Here is a 19,118-nt window from a genome sequence, read left to right on the forward strand (position 1 = left end):
GGAGAGGGCGGGGCCGGGGGGCGCGGGTCGGGGGCTGGGAGAGGGCGGGGGCCGGGGGCGCGGGTCGGATCCGCTCAGGTCAGGTCAGGTCAGGTCAGGGGAACGGGTGCGGGGCCGGGTTGAGATCGGCGTCGGTGAGGTCCGCCGCCCGCAGCCCCGCCTCGCGCAGGGCGGTGCGCAGCCGGGGCATGCCGAGGGCGCGCTGGCGGGTCCAGCCGAAGTCGATCGGCAGCAGTCCGGGCACGATCACGCTCACCGTCGTGAGCCCGAGGTCGCGCTGTTCGGGCATGGTCTGGTCGACGACCACCACGTCGAACCCGGCGGCGGCGACGGCGTCCACGCACCGCAGCAGGTCCTCGCGCACGTCGTCGGAGGCCGGGAGGACCGGCCGGGCGCCGGGCCCGCCCCCGTACAGCTCCGCGAAGGAACGGGCCGGCGGGCGGACTCCGCCGGGTGCGCCGAGCAGGAAGTCCGCGTGGTCGCCCATCTCCGGTATCCCGTACGCCAGCGGGTGGTCGTGCAGCGCCTCGACCTTGGCGAAGTCGGTGGCCATGGCCCGCAGCCGCGCCTCGTCCCGCTCGGTGCGGCCCGGGAGGTTGACGGCGTCGGTGGCGATCTCGCAGAGCGCCCCGGCGAGCGCCGCCTCCGGGTCGAGCCCGGCGCCCGCGCCGAAGCACATCCGGCCGGGCCCGCCGTCGGGCCGGACGGCGACGCCGGTGACGACGGGGATCGGGAAGGTGATCCGGGTGTCGAAGAACCGCGCCTCGTACCCGTACATCTCCAGCCGGTCCACCATGTGCCGGACGACGGGGCGGCGGCTGGTGCGCGCGTCGATCTCGGGGAGCGCGGCCCGCCCGTACCAGGCGAGCAGGAACGCGTCCCGCTCGACGATCTCCATCAGCCCGAAGTAGGCGGCCTCCTCCAGCGCGCCGCCGGAGGCGCAGCCGTTGGAGCTCTCCTGCACGAACCGGTTCTCCAGGCCGGGGGCGTGGTAGTACGTGAGCACTTCGGGGACCAGAACGGTGCGGGAGTCGCGCAGCGACCAGCCGCGCACCCAGGGGATCTCCCGGTCCGGGGTGAAGGGGCGCACCCGCGGGTTCGCCCGGTGGAAGGCGTCGGAGTACAGGCCGCAGACGCGCGGGTCCACGACGGCCCGGCCCTCCGCGCACAGGGCGTGCAGACTGGCCCTCACCTGGGCCTGCTTGGACCGGGGACGCATGCCCGCGTACCGCTCCAGGCCCTCCAGGACCCCGATGCGCATGCTCTCGGCAAAGGTGTCGGCGTGCCCGCCCCAAAACGTCTCGCGCAGATACGGTCCCGACCGCAGCGAGAAGCAGCCGATGGTGGCGGAGGTGGACGTGGAGGAGACGTCCTGGACGACGGAGGGGCCCAGCGACCCGCAGACGGGGTTGGCGTACGGCTGGACGGGCAGTTCGTAGTCCGCGATGTCCCGGACCCGGAAGCCGCCGGGACGGAGCTTGGGCGCGGGCCGCAGGGTGAGCACGGAGGCCTCGTCGCTGTCGGGTTCGGGCCGCGCGCAGCCGGGGCACTCCGGGTCGGGGACGAGCGGGTAGTGGCGTACGGCCAGGGTCTGGAGGTCGACCAGGTGGACGGCCGGGAAGGCCCCGGTCTCCGGCCCGCCGCCGGCCAGCCGGGCGGCGATCACCCCGGCGACGGCTTCGGCCGCGAAGGGGGTCAGGTACGGGGGCGGGCCCGCCGCTCCGGTCCCGGAGCCCAGCTCCAGGGCCTCGCGCACGGCGACGGACCGGACCGCCTGCCACCGGCGCTCCAGACAGCGGGCGCAGGGGCGGTGGTGATGCGGGGTGGGGCGGTCGGGCCTCGCGGGCCGGTCGTTCCTGGCGTGCGGGGCGAGCCGGTCGGACGTCGCGGCCCGGTGGTACGGGGCCTGCGGGGTGGTCCGGTTGGACGGGGCCTGCGGACCGGGCTGGTCGGGTGGGGTGCGCCGGTCGTGCGGATCGGTACCGGTCCGCGTCGGGAAGGGGCCGACGACCGCGTGCCGCCCGTAGTGGCGGACGGGTACGGCATCGCCCCCGGGCACGGACCCGTCAGCCGTGAACGCGTCCTGTACGCCGAGGGGTTGGACGTCCAGCGGAACGGCGGCCGCCGTTCCGCCGTGCCGGGCCAGCGCCTTGCCCAGCAGCTCCGCGAACGACCGGGTGCCTTCCGCCAGTACGGCCGGCACGCGCGGTGCGGCCGTTGTGGCCGCGTGCGGGGACCCCTGGGGCTGTGACGCGTCCTGGGGGCCTCGGGCGCGGGGCGTGCCCGGTTCCCGGCGCACCTCCGGTGCGTCCGGCGCGGCGGGCGAGGCGGGCGCGTCCCGCACGGTCTCAACGGGCATCGGTACCGCCCTCGCCGTCCACCGTGAGCAGGACCCGGGCCGTGGCGACGGGCACGGAGGCCAGGTCCGCCGGGGTCGTCGACACGTACAGGGCGTCGCGTCCGGCGGACCGCAGGGCCTCCAGCACCGCGTCGAACGTGGTCTCAGCGCCGTCCGCCGCGACGGACTCCCCGCCCACCGCGATCGCCCCGGCGGCCAGGTCGGCCATGAGCGGGTCCCCGGGATCGACCGCCGCCCCCGGGTCCTCGGCGGCGAGCTGCACCTGGCCGAGGAGGTCGCGCAGGGCGGCGGCGGTGGCCGCGCGCCGGGACAGCCCGGCGCCGACCGCCCAACGCCCCTCCGAGGACGGGCCGTCCGCCTCCCGGGCCAGCACCACGGACGCCGAGGTGCGGTCCGCCTCACCCAGGTCGAGGAGGTCCACGGCGATGTCCAGGTTGGCGGCCGACTTCAGCAGGAACACCAGCTCCGGATCGTCGCCGCCGACCGCCACCGGGCCGACCCGGGTGGTCCCCCGCACGGCGCGGAGCAGGGCGTCGTGGGCGAGCGCGGAGAGCAGTCCGCGCCCCGCCGCCTCCGCCGCGCTGCCGCCCGCCCCGGAGCCCGCCGCGGTCGCCAGGTGCGCCCGGTCGTGGTTGTGGGGCCCGAACGGGCGCAGGGCGGCGGCCGGAACCCGTACCGGGTCCTTGCCGATGAGGGAGGTCGCGACCGCCCAGGCGGCGGGCACGGCCCCGGTGCCGCCGCCGGTCGTCAGGGCCTCGGGCCCCAGCGTCCGCAGGTTCCGGTCGTCCGCCCGGTCGCCGTCCTCGACGTTTGCCTGGGGGACCACGTGCTCCACGTACGCCTCGGCCGCCGCGTACAGCGCCCGCGTCCGCGCCCCGGCCAGATGGTGCACGTCGAACGCGGCGACGCGCCTGCGCCCGCCGTCCCCGAGCGCCACCTCGACGCGGCTGAGCTTCAACGGGGTCTGGGTCAGCTCCTCGTCGTCGTAGCTGCGGAAGATCCCGGTGTACGGGCGGACCAGCACGGCGCTGATCCGGTTCAGCTCCTCGACCAGTTCCTCCGCGTCGCGGGCGGTCTCCACGGTCGCCGTGATGGGCAGCGCCAGCCCCTCCGGGAGGGCGGCGGGACTCGCCGCGCCGCCTGCGGCCGGGAGCGCGGCGCACCGGGTGCACCGGGGGTGGGGCTGGACCGGCTCGGCCATCACGTCCAGCGATTCGAGGTCCTGGACGAGGACGTGGCCGGCCGTCTCGGCGGGCAGCGCCCCGGTGGCCAAGCGGAAGATCTCGTAGCCGACGAGGTTGCCGACCATGGCGGCGACCGGACCGGAGAGCGGGGCCCGCGCGGTCGGCGCGGCCCCGGCGGCCTCGCTCCACAGTTCGGCCGCCGTGGTGGCGTCGACGTTGCCGCCGAGGCGCAGCAGGGCGCAGTTCCAGCAGCCGGCGGAGTCGGCGGTGGCGAGCGGGCCGACGACCAGACGGCGGCCGAACAGCCAGGCGGGGATGAGCGTCACGCCCTCGGGCACCCCGGCGGCCAGCAGCCGGTGGGTGCGTGCCCCGGCGTCCGCGCCGGTGACCACGACGACGTCGTAACCGCCGAGGTCGGCCCAGCCCGCTCCCGCCCCGGCGGCAATGGCCTCCACCCGCGCTCCGTTGGCGGCGGCCTCAGCGACGAGACCGTCCGGGGCGGTCGCGAGGGCTGGGCGTGTCGCGGGGGCGGCGGTGCCGATGGCCGCGCATCCGTTGCGTACGAGACTGAGCGCGCACCAGTGGGCCGTCTCGTCGTCGCCGAGGACGGCGACGCGGGTGGCGCGGTAGCGGGCGAACCGGGCGGGGGCGTCGTCGGTGTAGTGGTCGACGTAGGCGATCTGCGCGGCGAACCGTTCGGCGGTCTCCTCGTCCACGGTCTCCCCGGCGGACTCCGCCCCGGGGATGTCGCGGGCGAAGCCACGCGCGTACAGCGTCTTGACCAGTTCGGCGGCCATCGCCCGCTGCGCGGGCCCGAACCCGGCGCAGAGGTCGGCCAGCCGGTGCGCTCCGGTGAGGTGCGGGACGACGAGGGAGGCGAAGCGGTAGGCGGTCCGGCCGGTGAGGTGGAAGCCCCCGTCGGCGTTGTGGAACAGCACCCCGCCGGGGGTCTCGGTGAACAGCACGTCGCGCCGGATACGCGGCCGGGTACCGGCGAGCGCGTCGAACGTGGCCGTCCCGGGCGTCCCGGCCGCCCCGGCCCCGCCGGCCGTCACCGAAGGCGCGGCAGGCGTCGCAGCCGACGCGGGAGCGGCGGGTTCTGGTGCTGAGGCGGTGGGTGCGGGGGCGGCGGGTGCGGCGGCCTGTGCGGGGGCGGCGGGCGCTGTGGGTGCGGTGGGTGCGGCGCTGTCGGCCATGGGGATCACACCTTCTCTGTGCGGCGGTCGCGGATCCGGGCGGTTCTTCGTACGTGGGCGCGGAGCAGGCCGTGGATGCGGTACGGGCCCGGCGGGCCGTCCTCCAGCAGTCCGGCGTCGGCGAGTTGTTCCCGTACGGCTTCGGGTACGGGTCCTTCGTGCTCGGGTCCCCCGTCGGCCAGGAGCTCCGGCGGCCCCTGGGCGAGGTGGGTGAACGCCTGCGACAGCCGGGGGTCGAGCCGGTCGAGCGCCCGGTCGAAGAGGCCGGTGACGGAGTGGCCCGGGGAGTCGGTCAGGGTGAGCCGGGCGAGCGGGTCGTCGCCCAGCCAGTCGACGGCGTCGGCGAGCCGCAGCCCCGGCCGGGTGAGCAGGCGGGCGGTGAGGATGCGCAGCGCGGCGGGGAAGTGGCCGCACACGGCGGTGAGCCGGTGGGCCGCCTCCGGTTCGGCCTCCACCCTCTCCGCGCCCAGGGCGGCCAAGAGCAGTCCGTACGACTCGGCCTCCGTGAAGGCCGTCAGGCGTTGCACCCAGCCGCCGTGGGTGGCGATGAGTCCGCCGAGCCCCATCCGGCTGGTGACCACGACGGCGAGGCCGGGCCCGGGCCCGGGCGGGCCCCCGGGTGTGAGCAGCGGGCGCACCTGATCGGCGTCCACCACGTCGTCCAGGATGAGCAGCGCACGCCCCTCGCCCGTCGCGCCGAGGGCGTCGGCGAGCGCGGCGGAGACCTCATCGGCCGTACGGGGTTCGCCGTCCGCACGGGTCATCCGGACGAGCAGCCGCCCTGCGGGGAAGGCGTCCCCGACCTGCCGGGCCACGTGCTGGGCGAGCGCCGACTTGCCGATGCCGGGCGCACCGGAGACCACGACGGCAAGGGCCCGGTGGTCCGCGGGGCCGGTCGGCGGTGGCGCGGTGAGGCGGGCGGCCATCGCCTCGGCCTCGGCGGCGCGACCGGTGAAGTGCGGTACGCCGGGAACGGGCCCGACCCCGGCGTCGGCGGACGGTGCGCAGGCCCCGGCGGCGCTCGGAGCCCCCGTGGCCGCGCCGGGCGGGACGGTGACCGGCGCGGGGGCAGGGGCGGTGACCGGCGCGCGGGCAGACGTGGGGACGGGGGCGGTGACCAGCGTGGGGATGGTGGCGGGGTCCGGCGCGGGTACGGGGTCCGGCCCGGGTGCGGGGGCGGGTTCGGATCCGGGGGTCTCGGCGTCCGGCTGCGGCACGGTCTCGCCCCGGACGACGCGGGACACCACCGCACCGGCGGCCGAACCGGAGCCCACGACCTCACCGGAGGCCGAACCGGAGCCCACCGCCTCACCGGAGGCCGCCACGACGGGAGCCGCCTGCCCGGGGGCCGACGCGGCAAGAGCCGCTTGTCCCACCGGACCCAGCTCCTCGCCGCGCAGGATGGACAGTTCGAGGCGGCGCAGGGAGGGCGAGGGGTCGACGCCCAGCTCCTCCCGCAGGAAGTCCTTCACCCTGCGGTACTCGGCGAGCGCCTGCGACTGACGCCCACTGCGGTACAGGGCCTCGATGAGCTGTTCGTGGAAGCGTTCGTGTCCCGGATATACGCGCGTAGCGGTCCACAGGTCGACGAGCGCCTCGCCGCAGCGGCCGAGCCCCAGCAGCAGGTCGCAGACCCGCTCGACCACGCGCAGCCGTTCCTCCGCGAGCCGGGGCACCTCGTCGCGGTGCAGAACGGCGGACCGTACGTTGGCGAGCAGCGCGCCCTGCCAGAGCGAGAGGGCGTCCCGGAGCGTGTACAGCTCGGCCTCCGGGTCGTGGTCCATGGCCGTGGCCCGGCGCACCTGGTCGCGGTAGGCGAGGAGGTCCAGGGTGGGCGGCCCGGCGACGATCCGGTAGCCGCCGGGGACCGCCTCGATGGCCGTGCCGGTGACTCCGTGCTTGGCGAACAGCCGGCGCAGCCGCAGGACACAGGTCTGCAGGGCGGCCTTGGCGGTGGCGGGCTGTTCCTCGCCCCACACCGCCCGCTGCAAGTACCCGGCGGATACCGTGGAGTTGGCGTTCAGGAGTAGCGCGGCGAGCAGGTTCGCGGGCTTGGAGGGCTGGAGGACGACGGTGTCGGGGCCGTCCGCGAGGGCCAGCGGCCCGAGGAGCTGGAACCGCACCGCGGCCCGCGTGCCGGAAGGCCGTCCCGTCTCCCCCGCCGTACCGCCTGTCCCCACCGGGACCGGGCTCGACACCGCTAGTCCCAGCCGTTGACCAGCTTGCACACCTGTACGGGCGGGGAGTGCGGGGGCAGTTGGCCGAGAACGCCCTCCAACTCCGTACAGATCAGCCGGGTGACGTCGTCGACGACAGCGGGCGGCGGGCCCGCCGGGGTGGTGGCCGACGCCGTGCCGGTGGTGAGGGCGAGGGCGGCGAGGGCGATACCGGTGACGAGGGCGGCGGCTCTGGCGGTGCGGCGCTGTGTCCGCGCGAGCGGAGAGCTGTTCACGTGTTCCCCTTCGGCCGTGGCGTCGGTGCCGGGGGTCCTCCCGGCAGGCACGACGATGCCAGCGTGGAACGCGCCACGAGAGAGGCCGCGGTGTCAGCATGCTGCACGGTGGCCCGCCGCGCTGTGCAGCAAGCTGACACGCTCCGCCGTGCACAACGGGCCCTGGCGGGGAACGAGTTCGACTCCGGGACGTTTGGAGGAACGTCCCGGAGCCTGCCGGTCATCCTACGGTGACACCCGAAGGGTCATCCCTGCCGGAACGGCCCTCCCGGCACACCCGCCGCCCGCCGGGAGGGCTGTCCCGGCAGACGACGCACCCGCCGCCCGCCGGGGCCTCCAGGGGCGCCCCCGCTTCCGTGGGCCTCCCGTCGCCCGGCGGGAGGAGCCCCGGTCACGCACCCGGCGCAGCCCCCTGGCACATTCCCCGGACGCTCACCCGTCCGTCGCGATGGCGTTCAGGACGTTCATCCGGCCCGCCCGGAAGGCCGGGACGAGGGCGGCGAACAGTCCGACCAGCGCCGAGCAGGCGAACACCGTGAGGATCGTCGGCCACGGGATGTCCAGGACCTCCAGCCCCTCCAGGGCCAGCAGCTTCTGCGCGGCGGTGCCCCAGCCCATCCCCAGACCGAGGCCGAGCAGCGCGCCGAAGAGGGCGATGACCACGGACTCCAGGCGGATCATGCGGCGCAGTTGGCGGCGGGAGAGGCCGATGGCGCGCATCAGGCCGATCTCCCGGGTCCGCTCGACCACGGAGAGGGCCAGGGTGTTCACCACACCGAGGACCGCGACGATGATCGCCAGCGCGAGCAGGCCGTACACGATGTTCAGCAGCTGGCCGACCTGGTCCTTGAGCGTCTCCTTGAAGTCGGCCTGGTTCTGCACGGAGTAGACCGGGTACTCGGCGAGGGCGCTCTTGAGGGCCGCGTACGCCTCCTTCTCCTTGCCCTCCTCGGCCTTGGCGAACATGACCGCGTTCTGCGGCATCCGGTCGGCCGCGACATAGGAGGCCGCCGTGGTGAGGTTGACGTACATCGCCCCGCGGTCGATGTTCGTGTCGTCGGAGGTGATGGCCGCCACCGTGAGCTTCGCGGTCTTCCCCTCCTTGAAGGCGACGGTCATGGTGTCGCCGACCTTCACCCCGTGCTTCTCCGCGTAGTCCTCCCCGACGGACATGGCGTCCTTGCCGTACGCCTCGGCCAGGTCGCCGGAGAGCGCCGTGCGGCGGACGTCCTGCTGGTAGGTGGGGTCGGCGGCGGTGATCCCCTCGTCCGCCGTCTTCCCGTTCGGTGCGGTGATCTTCGCCTTGAGGAAGGCGTAGTCCGTCACGTGCTCCAGACCGGGCACGGCGTGCACGGCGTCGGCGGCCTGGGGCACGATCGGGCGGCCGGCTCCGCCGTCCTGGACGATGAAGTCCGCGCCGACCGACCTGTCGAGCTCCTCGGTGGCCGAGGCCACCATGGAGGACCCGACGACGGACAGGCAGGCCACCAGGGCGAGCCCGATCATCAACGCCGCGCCCGTCGCTCCCGTGCGGCGGGGGTTGCGCAGGGCGTTGCGCTCGGCCAGCCGGCCGACCGGGCCGAAGAGCCGCAGGACGACGACGCTCAGGGCGCGGACCACGACACCGGCCAGGAGCGGGCCGATCACGATGAAGCCGATCAGGGTCAGCAGCACGCCGAGGGCGAGGTACATCGAGCCTTCGGTGGCCTTGTCGGCCTGGGTGGTCACCCACAGGGCCGCACCGCCGGCGGCCGTCAGGAGGAGACCGATGCCGGCCCTGATCCAGCCGGACCGGCCGTCGGCAGGCGTCCCGGCGTCGCGCAGCGCGGCCATCGGGGAGACCTTGCCGGCCCGGCGCGCCGGTATGTACGCGGCGAGGACGGTGACGACGACGCCGAGCAGCAGGCCGATGACCGGGGTCGTCCAGGCGACGGTGAGGTCGCCGGTGGACAGCTCCATGCCGACGGCGCTCATCATCTTCATCAGCCCGACCGAGAGGCCGACGCCGGCGGCGACGCCGAGCAGGGAGCCGACGATGCCGAGGAGGACCGCCTCCAGCAGCACGGAGCGGTTGACCTGCTTGCGGCTGGAGCCGATGGCCCGCATCAGCCCGATCTCACGGGTGCGCTGGGCGACCAGCATCGAGAAGGTGTTGACGATGAGGAAGATGCCGACGAGGAAGGCGATCCCGGCGAAGCCGAGCATCGCGTACTTCATGACGTCCAGGAAGGCGCCCATGGAGTCCTTGTTGGCGTCGGCGGCCTCCTTCTGGGTCTGCAGCTTGTACGCGGCCGAGCCGTCGAGTGCGGCGGCCACGCTCTCCTTGAGCCGGGCGTCGCTGACTCCGCTCTCCGCGGTCACCAGGACCTGGGTGAAGACGTCCGGGGCGCCCAGCAGGTGCTTCTGGGCGGTGGCGGTGTCGAGGTAGACGACGGCCGCGCCCGGGTTGGTGACGGTGAAGGCCGCGATGCCGCCGATCTTCGCCCTGAGGTCGCCGGTCGCGGCGATGATCCGCAGTTCGTCGCCGATCCCGAGCTTGTGCTTCTTCGCGGTGTCGGCGTCGACCATCACCTCGGTGGGGCCGCGGGGCGCGTGCCCGGAGGTGATCTCCATCGACCGCAGGTCGTTCTTCGTCCAGTTGCTCGCGATGGTGGGTGCGCCGGTCTGCGAACCCATGTTCTCGTTCTCGCTGTTGACGACCGTGACCGCCATGGAGAACGCGGAACCCTCGGCCCGCTCCACCCCGTCGGCCTTCGCGACCTGCTGGACCACGGAGGCGGGCAGGGATGCGGGCTTCCCGTTTCCGGGCTGCTCCTCGGCTCCCTCGGCGTCCTTCGGGCTGACGGTGACGTCGGGCGAGGAGATGGTGAAGAGCTTGTCGAAGGTGGTGTTCATCGTGTCGGTGAACACGAGCGTGCCGCAGACGAACGCGACGGAGAGCAGCACCGCCACGGCGGAGAGGGCCATCCGGCCCTTGTGCGCGAGGAAGTTGCGCACGGAGGTCTTCCAGACGGTCATGACGTCCGCCCGCGGGCGTCGAAGTTCTTCATGCGGTCGAGGACCTGCTCGGCGGTCGGGTGGTGCATCTCGTCGACGATGGAGCCGTCGGCGAGATACAGCACCCGGTCCGCGTAGGAGGCGGCGACGGGGTCGTGGGTGACCATGACGATGGTCTGGCCCAGCTCGTCGACCGACTTGCGGAGGAAGGAGAGGACTTCGGCCCCGGCGCGGGAGTCCAGGTTCCCGGTGGGCTCGTCGCCGAAGATGATCTCCGGCCGGGCGGCGAGCGCCCGGGCGACGGCGACACGCTGCTGCTGGCCGCCGGAGAGCTGGGTGGGCCGGTGCTTGAGGCGCTCGGCGAGCCCGACCGTCTCCACGACCTGCTGGAGCCAGCCGGCGTCCGGCTTGCGGCCCGCGATGTCCATCGGCAGCGTGATGTTCTCGATGGCGTTGAGCGTCGGGAGCAGGTTGAACGCCTGGAAGATGAACCCGATCCGGTCACGCCGGAGTTGGGTGAGCTTCTTGTCCTTGAGCTTGGTGATCTCGGTCTCGTCGAGGAAGATCTCGCCCGACGTGACCGTGTCCAACCCGGCCAGGCAGTGCATCAGGGTCGACTTGCCGGAGCCGGACGGGCCCATGATCGCCGTGAACTGCCCGCGGGCTATGTCCACATCGACGTGGTCGAGCGCGACGACCCGGGTCTCGCCGGTGCCGTACGCCTTCACGACCTGCCGCGCTCGTGCCGCGACGGCCGTACGCCCTCCAGTGCCCCCGTGCCTGGGAATGGTCACAGCCGTTGTCACGGTTTTACTCCTATGTCGGTCGATGGCAGGACGTCTTTGGGTACGGTCCGATTCTGCTGGCGTGACCGTGCCCGGCGCGATGGTGCTCAGCGCAGTCTTCGGGTGGGGTTTTCCCCACCCGCCCCCCTGCGGCAAGCCATAGCGGCGACGTAAGAAGAGGCTAAGGAAACGGCCCCCACCCCCACGTCCTCCGCCGGGAGGAACGGGCCCTGGCCGCTGTGCGGGTGCGCCCCCTAGGGGAATCAGCCCCCGGGCGGACACGAGGTCAGGGACACGCGTCGGCGGCGGGCCCGGCGGCCTCGCCGACCGCGTCGGGCACTCCCCTCCCTTCTCGGCCCCTCCCCTCCCACGCGCCCGGATGAGACAGTGCCCCGGGAGATAGGTGCATAGGGAAGGGAACCCGGGTGGACCGCACGGACGACAGGAGCGCCGCAGACGCGGGCGGCGCGGATACGAGCGACGCCGACGCGAGCAGCGCGGATACGGGCCCGCCCGCCCCGGCCACGGGCCCGCGCACGACAGCGGACTCCCGTACGGAAGCGGGCCCGGCCTCCCGTACGAGCACAGGCACGCCCACGGAAACGGGCACAGGCCCCCGTTCGGGCACCGAAGCGGGAACAGGCTCCCCCACGGCCACGCAAGCGGAACCGGAACCGGACTCAGCCCCGAGAAGCGGACCGGGCACGACAGCCGGACCGGCCGCGGCGGACGGCTCAGCCACCCCCGCGAGCGCCGATGGCACCACACCTGCCATACCCGCCGCACCCGCCGCACCCGCCGCCACCACCACCCGGGGCCGCCGCCCCGTCGTGGCGGCGCTCATGCTCGGCATGGCGCTGGCCGCGATCGACGGCACCATCGTCTCCACCGCCGTCCCGCAGATCGTCGGCGACCTCGGCGGGTTCACCGTCTTCTCCTGGCTCTTCTCCGGCTACCTGCTCGCCGTCACCGTCACCCTCCCCCTGTACGGAAAGCTCTCCGACACCTTCGGCCGCAAGCCGGTCCTGATCGCCGGGATCATCCTCTTCCTGGTCGGCTCCCTGCTCTGCGCGGCCGCCTGGAACATGGCCGCGCTCATCGCCTTCCGCATCGTCCAGGGGCTGGGCGGCGGGGCGCTCCAGGGCACGATCCAGACCATCGCGGCCGACCTCTACCCGCTCAAGGAACGGCCCCGCATCCAGGCCCGGCTGTCGACGGTGTGGGCCACCTCCTCGGTCGCCGGACCGGTGGCCGGCGGGCTGCTCGCCGGGTACGCCGACTGGCGGTGGATCTTCCTGATCAACCTCCCCGTCGGGGCGGTCGCCCTCTGGCGGGTCGTCCGCCACCTCCAGGAACCGTCGCGCCCGCGCCCCGCCACCAGGCCCCGGGTGGACTGGGCGGGCGCGCTCGCCGTCTTCGCCACCGGGGCGCTGCTCCTCACGGCCCTCGTCCAGGGCGGCGTCGCCTGGCCGTGGTTCTCGGCGCCCTCGCTCGGCCTGTTCGGGGCGAGCGCGCTCCTGGCCGCGCTCACGGTCGTCGTCGAACGGCGGGCGGCGGAGCCGATCATCCCGGGCTGGGTGTGGCGGCGGCGCACCATCGCCTCGGTCAACCTGGCCCTCGGCGCGATGGGGCTGCTGATGGTCGCGCCGACCGTCTTCCTGCCGACGTACGCCCAGTCGGTGCTCGGCCTCGGGCCGATAGCCGCCGAATTCGTGCTCTCCGTGATGACGCTGAGCTGGCCCGTCTCGGCGGCCTTCTCCGACCGGGTCTACAACCGGATCGGCTTCCGCCGGACCGCGATGCTCGGCATGGGCGCGGCCCTGCTGATCCTGCTGGCCTTCCCGCTCCTCCCCTATCCCGGCGAGGCGTGGCACCCCGCGCTGCTGATGCTCCTGCTCGGCGCGGCCCTCGGCCTCTTCCAGCTCCCGCTGATCGTGGGCGTCCAGTCGACGGTCGGCTGGGCGGAGCGCGGTACGACGACGGCGTCGGTCCTCTTCTGCCGCCAGGTCGGCCAGAGCATCGGTGCGGCCCTCTTCGGGGCCATCGCGAACGGCGTCCTGGCCGCCCGCCTCCTCGACGCGCCGGTGGACGGCCTCCCCGGCGATCTGGACGCGGTGGCCCGCACGCTGGAGGATCCGGGCGCCGTCTCGTCGGCGGCGGCGGAGTACCTGCGCCGGGCGGTGGACGCGGCGGTCGACCACGTCTACGTCGGGGCCGCCGGAGCCGCCGCCCTGGCCCTGCTCGCCCTGATCACCCTGGCCCCGCGCCGCTTCCCGGTCATCACGGAACCGTCCGACAGCCCCACGGCGCCGGACCCGGCCGCGACTCCCACGGCGTCGGAGGCGGCCCCGGCACGCCAGGACCGCTGAGGCTGCCCCGCACCGGGAGCCGTGCCAGGATCGAGGAACCGGGGCCCCTGAGCACGCTCCCGGCCGACGCCCCCACCCGACGTACCGGAGAGCAGCCATGAGGATCACCCTGACCAGCGTCTTCGTCGACGACCAGGAGAAGGCCGTGCGCTTCTACACGGACGTCCTGGGGTTCCGGAAGAAGCACGACGTGCCGCTCGGCGGCGAGGACCGCTGGCTGACGGTGGTCTCGCCGGAGGACCCCGACGGCACCGAACTCCTCCTGGAACCGGACAAGCACCCCGCCGTGAAGCCGTACACGACGGCTCTGGTCGCGGACGGCATCCCGGCCACCGCCTTCGCCGTGGACGACGTACGGGCGGAGTTCGAGCGGCTGAGCGGTCTCGGCGTCCGGTTCACCCAGGAACCGATGGAGGCGGGCCCCGTCACCCTGGCCGTCCTGGACGACACCTGCGGCAACCTGATCCAGATCATGCAGACCGGCTCCTGACCCGGCTCCTGAGGAGTTCGCGGGCCGCGCCGACGAGAGCGGCGTCGCCCGGGACCGGTCCCGCCCGGCCGGAACCGTTCCGCCCGGCCGGGACCGTTCCGCCCGGCCGGGCCCCCCTCCTTGAGCCGGGGCTCCCCGGAGCAAGGACCGTGCCGCAGAGCCGGGACTACGCCGTCGGCACCGGCCGGTCGGCCGGCACCTCCGCCCACACCGTCTTCCCGACCGGGTTCCTGGACTCCCACCCCCACCTCGTCGCCACGGCCTCCACCAGGAACAGGCCGCGCCCCGTCTCCTGGTCGTCATCGGGCAGCTTCGGCTGCTCGGGGACCCGGCCGAGCACGGCGTCCGAGACCTCGATACGGAAGCGGCTCGCCGGGCCTTCGTAGTCCACCCGGACGTGGAAGTTCCGCCCCCGCAGCCGTCCGTGGCACACCGCGTTGGCGGCCAGCTCGGCGACCACCAGCGCCACCGAGCACGACGCGTCCGTCGTCGGCCCGAACCCCCACTCCGCCAGCCGCCGCACCACGGTGCGCCGCGCGAGGCGGGCCCCCGCGGGAGTGGGGCGGAACTGCCGGGACAGGCTGCCGTACCCGTTGGCGGTCAGTCCGAAGCCGCGCCGAGCGGGCAGGGCCGCGTCTCTCCCGCCGTCCTTCGCCGCGCAGTCCGCGCACTCCGCGCACCTCGCACACTTCGGGCTCTCCGCCGTGGTCGTGTTCTCGCCACTCATCCTGGCCATCCGCTCGCTCGATTCGTCCGACGTCCCACGTCACCCACACGGGCGGTCGTGTGACGTTCCGTACTCAAGAGTCGGCGGCGCGTCCTAGCCTCGGAAGATGACAGCGCCTTACCGTGCGGGCCGTAAGAATCGGAAGTAACCCCATGGCCAAAGCAATTGACCCGCAGTCCTCCATGGCCGCCCTCTTCGGATCACGCCTGCGCAAGCTGCGCGACGCGGCCGGGCTCACCCAGACCGAAGTGGGCGCGCTCGCCCACGTGGTGGGCAGCCGGATCGCCCAGCTCGAACGCGCGACCGGCGCGAAGCCCACGCTGGAGCTGACCCGTGTCCTGGACCGGGAGTTGGTGGCGGACGAGTTACTGATCGACCTCTGGCCGTACGTGTACCGGGAGGCGTTCCCGGACTGGTCGCAGGCGTTCATCGCGTACTCCGCCCGCGCGAGGGTGATCCGCGAGTACTCCTCGCACGCCGTGCCGGGTCTGCTGCAGACCCCCGAATACGCACGGGTCCTGCTGAGCATGGGCCACTCACTGCGGGACGCCGAGCACCTGGAGGAGCGCGTGGCGGCCCGGCTCGACCGGCAGGTGCGGCTGACCGGCCCGGACCGGCCGGAGCTGTGGGTCGTCCTCGACGAGGCCGTGCTCCGGCGGCCGGTCGGCGGAGCGGCGGTGATGCGCGGCCAGTTGGAGAGGCTGCTCAGGATGGCGAAGGAGCCCAACATCACCGTTCAGGTGCTGCCGTTCGACCAGGGCGCGCACGGGGCGCTGGCCGGTTCCCTCTCCGTGCTGGTGATGCCGGACGGCACCGAGATCGCCTACACGGAAGGAGCCCACCACGGCCAGTTGACCGAGGAGCCGGAGGAGGTCGAACAGTTCTCCCTGACCTACCATCAGCTCACAGCGATGGCGCTGCCACCGCTGATGTCGCTCGATCTGATCCGATCCGTGCTGGAGGCCGATTACCGTGCAGCGAGTATCCCGTCGCGATCTGACCGCCGCCGCCTGGCGCAGCAGCAGCTACAGCAACGAGGAGGGCGGCAACTGCGTGCAGGTGGCGGACGGATTCCCCGGCGTCGTCCCCGTCCGTGACAGCAAGAACCCCACCGGGCCCTCCCTCACCCTGACCGCCGACGCCTGGGCCGCCTTCATCACGGGCGTCGTCGCCCGCTGACGCGTCAGTCGGCGCTCTCCCCCGGTGCCGAAGGCGGCGTTCCGCTGACTGGTGTCACCACGCACGCACCGGGGCCCTTACGGAGATATCGGACCACGCCACCCGTCGATATCCTCCGGCGAGGCCATGGAGATTGGCCGAAAAGGGCCCCTCCACCCGGCCCGCTCACGCGTCACCGTTTCCGCGCCGGGGCCGCACAACGGGCGTATCGCATATGCCCCGACCAATCTCCGGGAGCCCATTCCCGCCCCAGGGCCGACTTCACCGCGCGCTACCTCGCGGATACCACAGCACCTGCGGCCAGCTGGCCACTTCCCGTCAAAATCACTCTGCCTACGGACTATGACGTCGACCGGATCATCCGTCGCATGAGCATGTCTACGATGTGGTCAACCCCTGACAGGAAAGGTCGCTTCCGCTTATCCCGATTCCGGTTCAGCCAGGTGATCCGCACCTTTTCGGGGTGGCCGCACACCTTTCGCATACCTTCCGCTCGGTAGATCTGAGGGACCGCATCCATGCCGAAACCCGTACCAGCCAGTCAGCGGCGGCGGCCGATGAACGCGCCGAAGGCGGCGATAGCACCCCTTGTGGCCACGTTGGCCGTGACCGCCGTCGCCGGAGCCGTGGCCGTGGTCCTGGCGCCGTCCGAGGCGCGCGGCTGGGCGGTCGCGGTCGTGGTCACCGCCTGGGTGGTCCTGGCCGTCTCGCTCGCCGCCGCCCACGCCGGCGCCGGCCGCGCCCAGCGCGCCGCATCGGCCCGGGCCGACGAGGCCGAACAGCTGAAGTCCTCGCTGTCCGCGCTCGACCTGGACACCGCGCACACCGCCGACGTGGCGCTGCCCGCCCTGATCCAGCTCGTACGCGGCGGGGCGAAGGCCGCCGACGCGCTCGGCCAGGTCCCGCTGCCACGCAGCCCGCGCCAGCGCAAGCTCCTGCACATCGTGGCGAACACCATCGAGGGGCAGGAGCAGCAGACCGCCGCGCTGCGCACCGACAGCACCCGGGTCCACGACGAGATGGGCACCGAGAACGCCCGGCTCCGCGAGGAGCTGCACGCGCTGACCTCCGAGGTGGAGCGGTTCACCCGCGAGACGCTGCCGACCGCCGTCTCCCGGCTCCGCGAGGGCGAGTCCGGCGCGACGGTGCAGGCCGAGGTCTACCTGCCGGAGCAGCGGCTGCTGCGCGCGTCCGTCGAGGCCGTGCTCCGGGAGCTCGCACTGAGCGAGCGCCGCGCCCTCGCCGCGCAGACCGCGTCGGCCAAGGCGCTCAGCCGCGTCCAGGCCAAGTCCGTCAGCATGCTCGCCGACCTGCGCAGCATGCAGGAACGTCACGGCGAAGAGGTGTTCGGGGACCTGCTGAAGCTGGACCACAGCACCTCGCAGCTCGGTCTGATGACGGACCGGCTGGCCCTCCTGATGGGCGGCCGTCCCAGCCGCGCCTGGAACCGCCCGATCGTGATGGAGAGCATCCTGCGCGGCGCGGTCGGCCGGATCGCCGCCTACCAGCGGGTCCGGCTGCACTGCTCGTCCAACGTCTCCATCGCCGGCTTCGCCGCCGAGGGCGTCATGCACCTGCTCGCCGAACTCATGGACAACGCGGCCAACTTCTCCCCGCCCATCGACGAGGTGCACGTCTACGTCGAGGAGCGCGGCACCGGAGTCGTCGTCACCATCGAGGACAGCGGCCTCAAGATGGCCGAAGCGGCGATGCGCCGGGCGACGGACTCGGTCGCCGGGCGGACGACCGACCTGGCGACCCTCCAGGGCACCCGGCTCGGCCTCGCCGTGGTGGGGCGGCTCGCGGTCAAGCACCGCATCAGCGTCAACTACCGGCCCTCCTCGCGGGGCGGCACCGGCGTGGTCGTCCTGCTGCCGAGGCACCTGATCGCCCAGGAGGCCCGCGACAGCCACCCGGCCCCGGCCCTCCGCGAAGCCGCCGCCTCCACGGGGGCGACCAGCACGACGGCCGCCACGGCCCTCCCGGCCGCTCCCGCCGCCCAGGCCCCGGCGGCCCAGGCGCCTGCGGCCCAGAACCCGGCCGCCGTGGACGCGTCACCGTCCCCCGCCGGCACCACCGCCCCCGCGCCGACGCCGGTGCCCGCGCCCGGCCCCGTACCGGCCGCGCCGCCCGCCGCGAGCCCGCCCGCGACCACGCTGCCGGACGCGTACACCGCCCCGGCGCCCGCGAGCCCCGCCCGGCCGGACGCCCTCACCGCGCCTCCCGCGCCCGGGCCGTCCCCGTACCCCTCGCGTACGCCCGCCCACGGGATCGACTTCGGTCCGGCCCGGGCGCCCGGCCGGACGCCCGCCCACGGATTCGACCCGGGCCCGGCGCGGGAACCCCTCCAGGGGCTCCCCCAGCGGCCCGCCCAGGCGTCGGGCCACGCGCCGGTCACCCCGCCGCCCGGCGGCCCGACCGTGCCGCAGCCGTCGCCCGCGCCGGCCGACGACCGGCTCGTGTTCCGGCCGCGTGCGGCCGAGCCGCCGGCGTCCTCCCGCCCGGCGGGCACTCCCCGTCCGGCGGCGGCCTCCACCCCCGGCGGGCTGCCCGTCCGCACCCCCGGCCGCACCATGGGCGAGGCCGAGCGGGAACGCGGCCGCCACCGCGGCGCGCCCGCGTTCAGCGGCCCGGCGGACCCGCGCGGCAACACGCCCCGGGCCACCCCGCCCCGCAGCGCGGGCGAGCAGTTCGGGGCCTTCCACCGGGGCAGGCGGCCCGCGAACCCGCCCACCGGAGGCGCCGGTTCCCCGGCCACGGGAGAGCCGGGGTCGGGGGCCCCCGGTGACCCGGGCCCCGGGGCCGTACCGCCGCCGTCCTCCGCTCCGTAGCCCGGAGCAGACCACCGCAGGGTGTCCGGTCCCCCGGACGCGCTCGCTCGATCATCCGAGATTGGAGGTACGGGCCGTCGGCCGGTCGCCGGCGCCACGGTCCCGTCACTCATCATGCAGACCACAGACAACAGCCTCACCTGGCTTCTGCAGAGGCTGCTCGATCAGACCCCCGGAACGCGGCACGCCCTGGCCCTGTCCCGCGACGGGCTGAAGCTCTGCTGGAGCGAGCACCTCACGCTCGACCAGGCCGACCAGCTCGCGGCCATCTGCTCGGGCATGCAGGCGCTGGCGCAGGGCGCCTCCATCGAGTTCGGCGACGGCTCCGGGGGCGTACGCCACTCGATGACCGAGTTCCACGGCGGCCTGCTCTTCATCGTCGAGGCCGGGGAGGGCGCGCACCTGGCGGTCGTCGCCACCGAGGAGGCCGACCCCAGCATCGTGGGGAACCAGATGACGCAGATGGTCGAGCAGATCGGCGAGCACCTGCGCGCCGCCCCCCGCGCCGGCGCGCCCGGCGCCCCCCGGCACCGCGGCACCGGCCCCGTG

At 74.2% G+C, this 19,118-nt stretch carries 12 protein-coding genes and 1 pseudogene; 6 read left to right on the forward strand and 7 right to left on the reverse strand.

From position 1 onward, the window contains the following. Positions 1–94: 94 nt before the first annotated feature. The 6 genes from IF19_RS0106635 to IF19_RS0106660 form a co-directional block, all read right to left on the reverse strand. Positions 95–2,359 carry a TOMM precursor leader peptide-binding protein gene (locus IF19_RS0106635; protein ID WP_030276182.1) on the reverse strand — a complete coding sequence of 755 codons (2,265 nt, stop codon included), beginning with the start codon at positions 2,357–2,359 and terminating at the stop codon, positions 95–97. After that, positions 2,349–4,739, reverse strand: coding sequence for a TOMM precursor leader peptide-binding protein (locus tag IF19_RS0106640; protein WP_030115476.1), 2,391 nt, complete (start codon positions 4,737–4,739; stop codon positions 2,349–2,351). Before IF19_RS0106640 ends, IF19_RS0106635 begins: the two co-directional genes overlap by 11 nt. 5 nt (positions 4,740–4,744) lie before the next feature. Next, positions 4,745–6,862, reverse strand: coding sequence for an AfsR/SARP family transcriptional regulator (locus tag IF19_RS0106645; protein WP_030115477.1), 2,118 nt, complete (start codon positions 6,860–6,862; stop codon positions 4,745–4,747). Positions 6,863–6,939: 77 nt separating this feature from the next. Then, positions 6,940–7,191, reverse strand: coding sequence for a hypothetical protein (locus tag IF19_RS0106650; protein WP_030115478.1), 252 nt, complete (start codon positions 7,189–7,191; stop codon positions 6,940–6,942). Positions 7,192–7,623: 432 nt separating this feature from the next. Beyond that, positions 7,624–10,209, reverse strand: coding sequence for an ABC transporter permease (locus IF19_RS0106655; protein ID WP_030115479.1), 2,586 nt, complete (start codon positions 10,207–10,209; stop codon positions 7,624–7,626). Next, positions 10,206–10,994 (reverse strand): ABC transporter ATP-binding protein, encoded by a 789-nt coding sequence (locus tag IF19_RS0106660; RefSeq protein WP_030115480.1) that lies wholly within the window; start codon positions 10,992–10,994, stop codon positions 10,206–10,208. The genes IF19_RS0106655 and IF19_RS0106660 overlap by 4 nt, the downstream gene beginning before the upstream one ends. A 752-nt stretch (positions 10,995–11,746) precedes the next feature. On the opposite strand from IF19_RS0106660, the gene IF19_RS0106665 reads away from it, so the two are divergent. Together IF19_RS0106665 and IF19_RS0106670 are read left to right on the forward strand one after the other, a co-directional pair. Next, on the forward strand, positions 11,747–13,342 hold the full coding sequence (locus IF19_RS0106665) for an MFS transporter (protein WP_050493726.1): 1,596 nt from the start codon (positions 11,747–11,749) through the stop codon (positions 13,340–13,342). A gap of 97 nt (positions 13,343–13,439) precedes the next feature. Further along, positions 13,440–13,832, forward strand: coding sequence for a VOC family protein (locus IF19_RS0106670; protein WP_030115482.1), 393 nt, complete (start codon positions 13,440–13,442; stop codon positions 13,830–13,832). Positions 13,833–13,998: 166 nt separating this feature from the next. Here the strand turns inward: IF19_RS0106670 and IF19_RS0106675 are convergent, their stop codons facing one another. Further along, a complete protein-coding gene (locus IF19_RS0106675) occupies positions 13,999–14,559 on the reverse strand; it encodes an ATP-binding protein (protein ID WP_372340809.1) in 561 nt (186 codons plus the stop codon). A gap of 152 nt (positions 14,560–14,711) precedes the next feature. On the opposite strand from IF19_RS0106675, the gene IF19_RS0106680 reads away from it, so the two are divergent. The 4 genes and pseudogenes from IF19_RS0106680 to IF19_RS0106695 form a co-directional block, all read left to right on the forward strand. Continuing rightward, positions 14,712–15,656 carry a helix-turn-helix domain-containing protein gene (locus tag IF19_RS0106680; protein ID WP_234313164.1) on the forward strand — a complete coding sequence of 315 codons (945 nt, stop codon included), beginning with the start codon at positions 14,712–14,714 and terminating at the stop codon, positions 15,654–15,656. Further along, complete coding sequence (locus IF19_RS1000000137590; protein ID WP_157854218.1) at positions 15,619–15,738, forward strand: DUF397 domain-containing protein; 120 nt, start codon at positions 15,619–15,621, stop codon at positions 15,736–15,738. The genes IF19_RS0106680 and IF19_RS1000000137590 overlap by 38 nt, the downstream gene beginning before the upstream one ends. Positions 15,739–16,295: 557 nt before the next feature. Then, entirely contained in the window at positions 16,296–18,569 is a 2,274-nt protein-coding gene (locus IF19_RS0106690; RefSeq protein ID WP_050498995.1) for a sensor histidine kinase, read from the forward strand. Between the two features lie 114 nt (positions 18,570–18,683). After that, positions 18,684–19,085 (forward strand): annotated as a pseudogene (locus IF19_RS0106695) (roadblock/LC7 domain-containing protein); the annotation flags it as partial. Positions 19,086–19,118: the final 33 nt, after the last annotated feature.

Origin of the sequence: Streptomyces californicus (genome assembly GCF_000717645.1) — a bacterium.
In the GTDB taxonomy this organism is placed as follows: Bacteria; Actinomycetota; Actinomycetes; order Streptomycetales; family Streptomycetaceae; genus Streptomyces; species Streptomyces californicus.

What these genes read in the sequence shown, in the direction of transcription:
- IF19_RS0106690 (WP_050498995.1), top strand. Translation starts at nt 16,296, where the DNA reads ATGAACGCGCCGAAGGCGGCGATAGCACCCCTTGTGGCCACGTTGGCC.
- IF19_RS0106680 (WP_234313164.1), top strand. Translation starts at nt 14,712, where the DNA reads ATGGCCAAAGCAATTGACCCGCAGTCCTCCATGGCCGCCCTCTTCGGA.
- IF19_RS0106635 (WP_030276182.1), bottom strand. Translation starts at nt 2,359, where the DNA reads ATGCCCGTTGAGACCGTGCGGGACGCGCCCGCCTCGCCCGCCGCGCCG.
- IF19_RS0106670 (WP_030115482.1), top strand. Translation starts at nt 13,440, where the DNA reads ATGAGGATCACCCTGACCAGCGTCTTCGTCGACGACCAGGAGAAGGCC.
- IF19_RS0106655 (WP_030115479.1), bottom strand. Translation starts at nt 10,209, where the DNA reads ATGACCGTCTGGAAGACCTCCGTGCGCAACTTCCTCGCGCACAAGGGC.
- IF19_RS0106675 (WP_372340809.1), bottom strand. Translation starts at nt 14,559, where the DNA reads ATGAGTGGCGAGAACACGACCACGGCGGAGAGCCCGAAGTGTGCGAGG.
- IF19_RS0106640 (WP_030115476.1), bottom strand. Translation starts at nt 4,739, where the DNA reads ATGGCCGACAGCGCCGCACCCACCGCACCCACAGCGCCCGCCGCCCCC.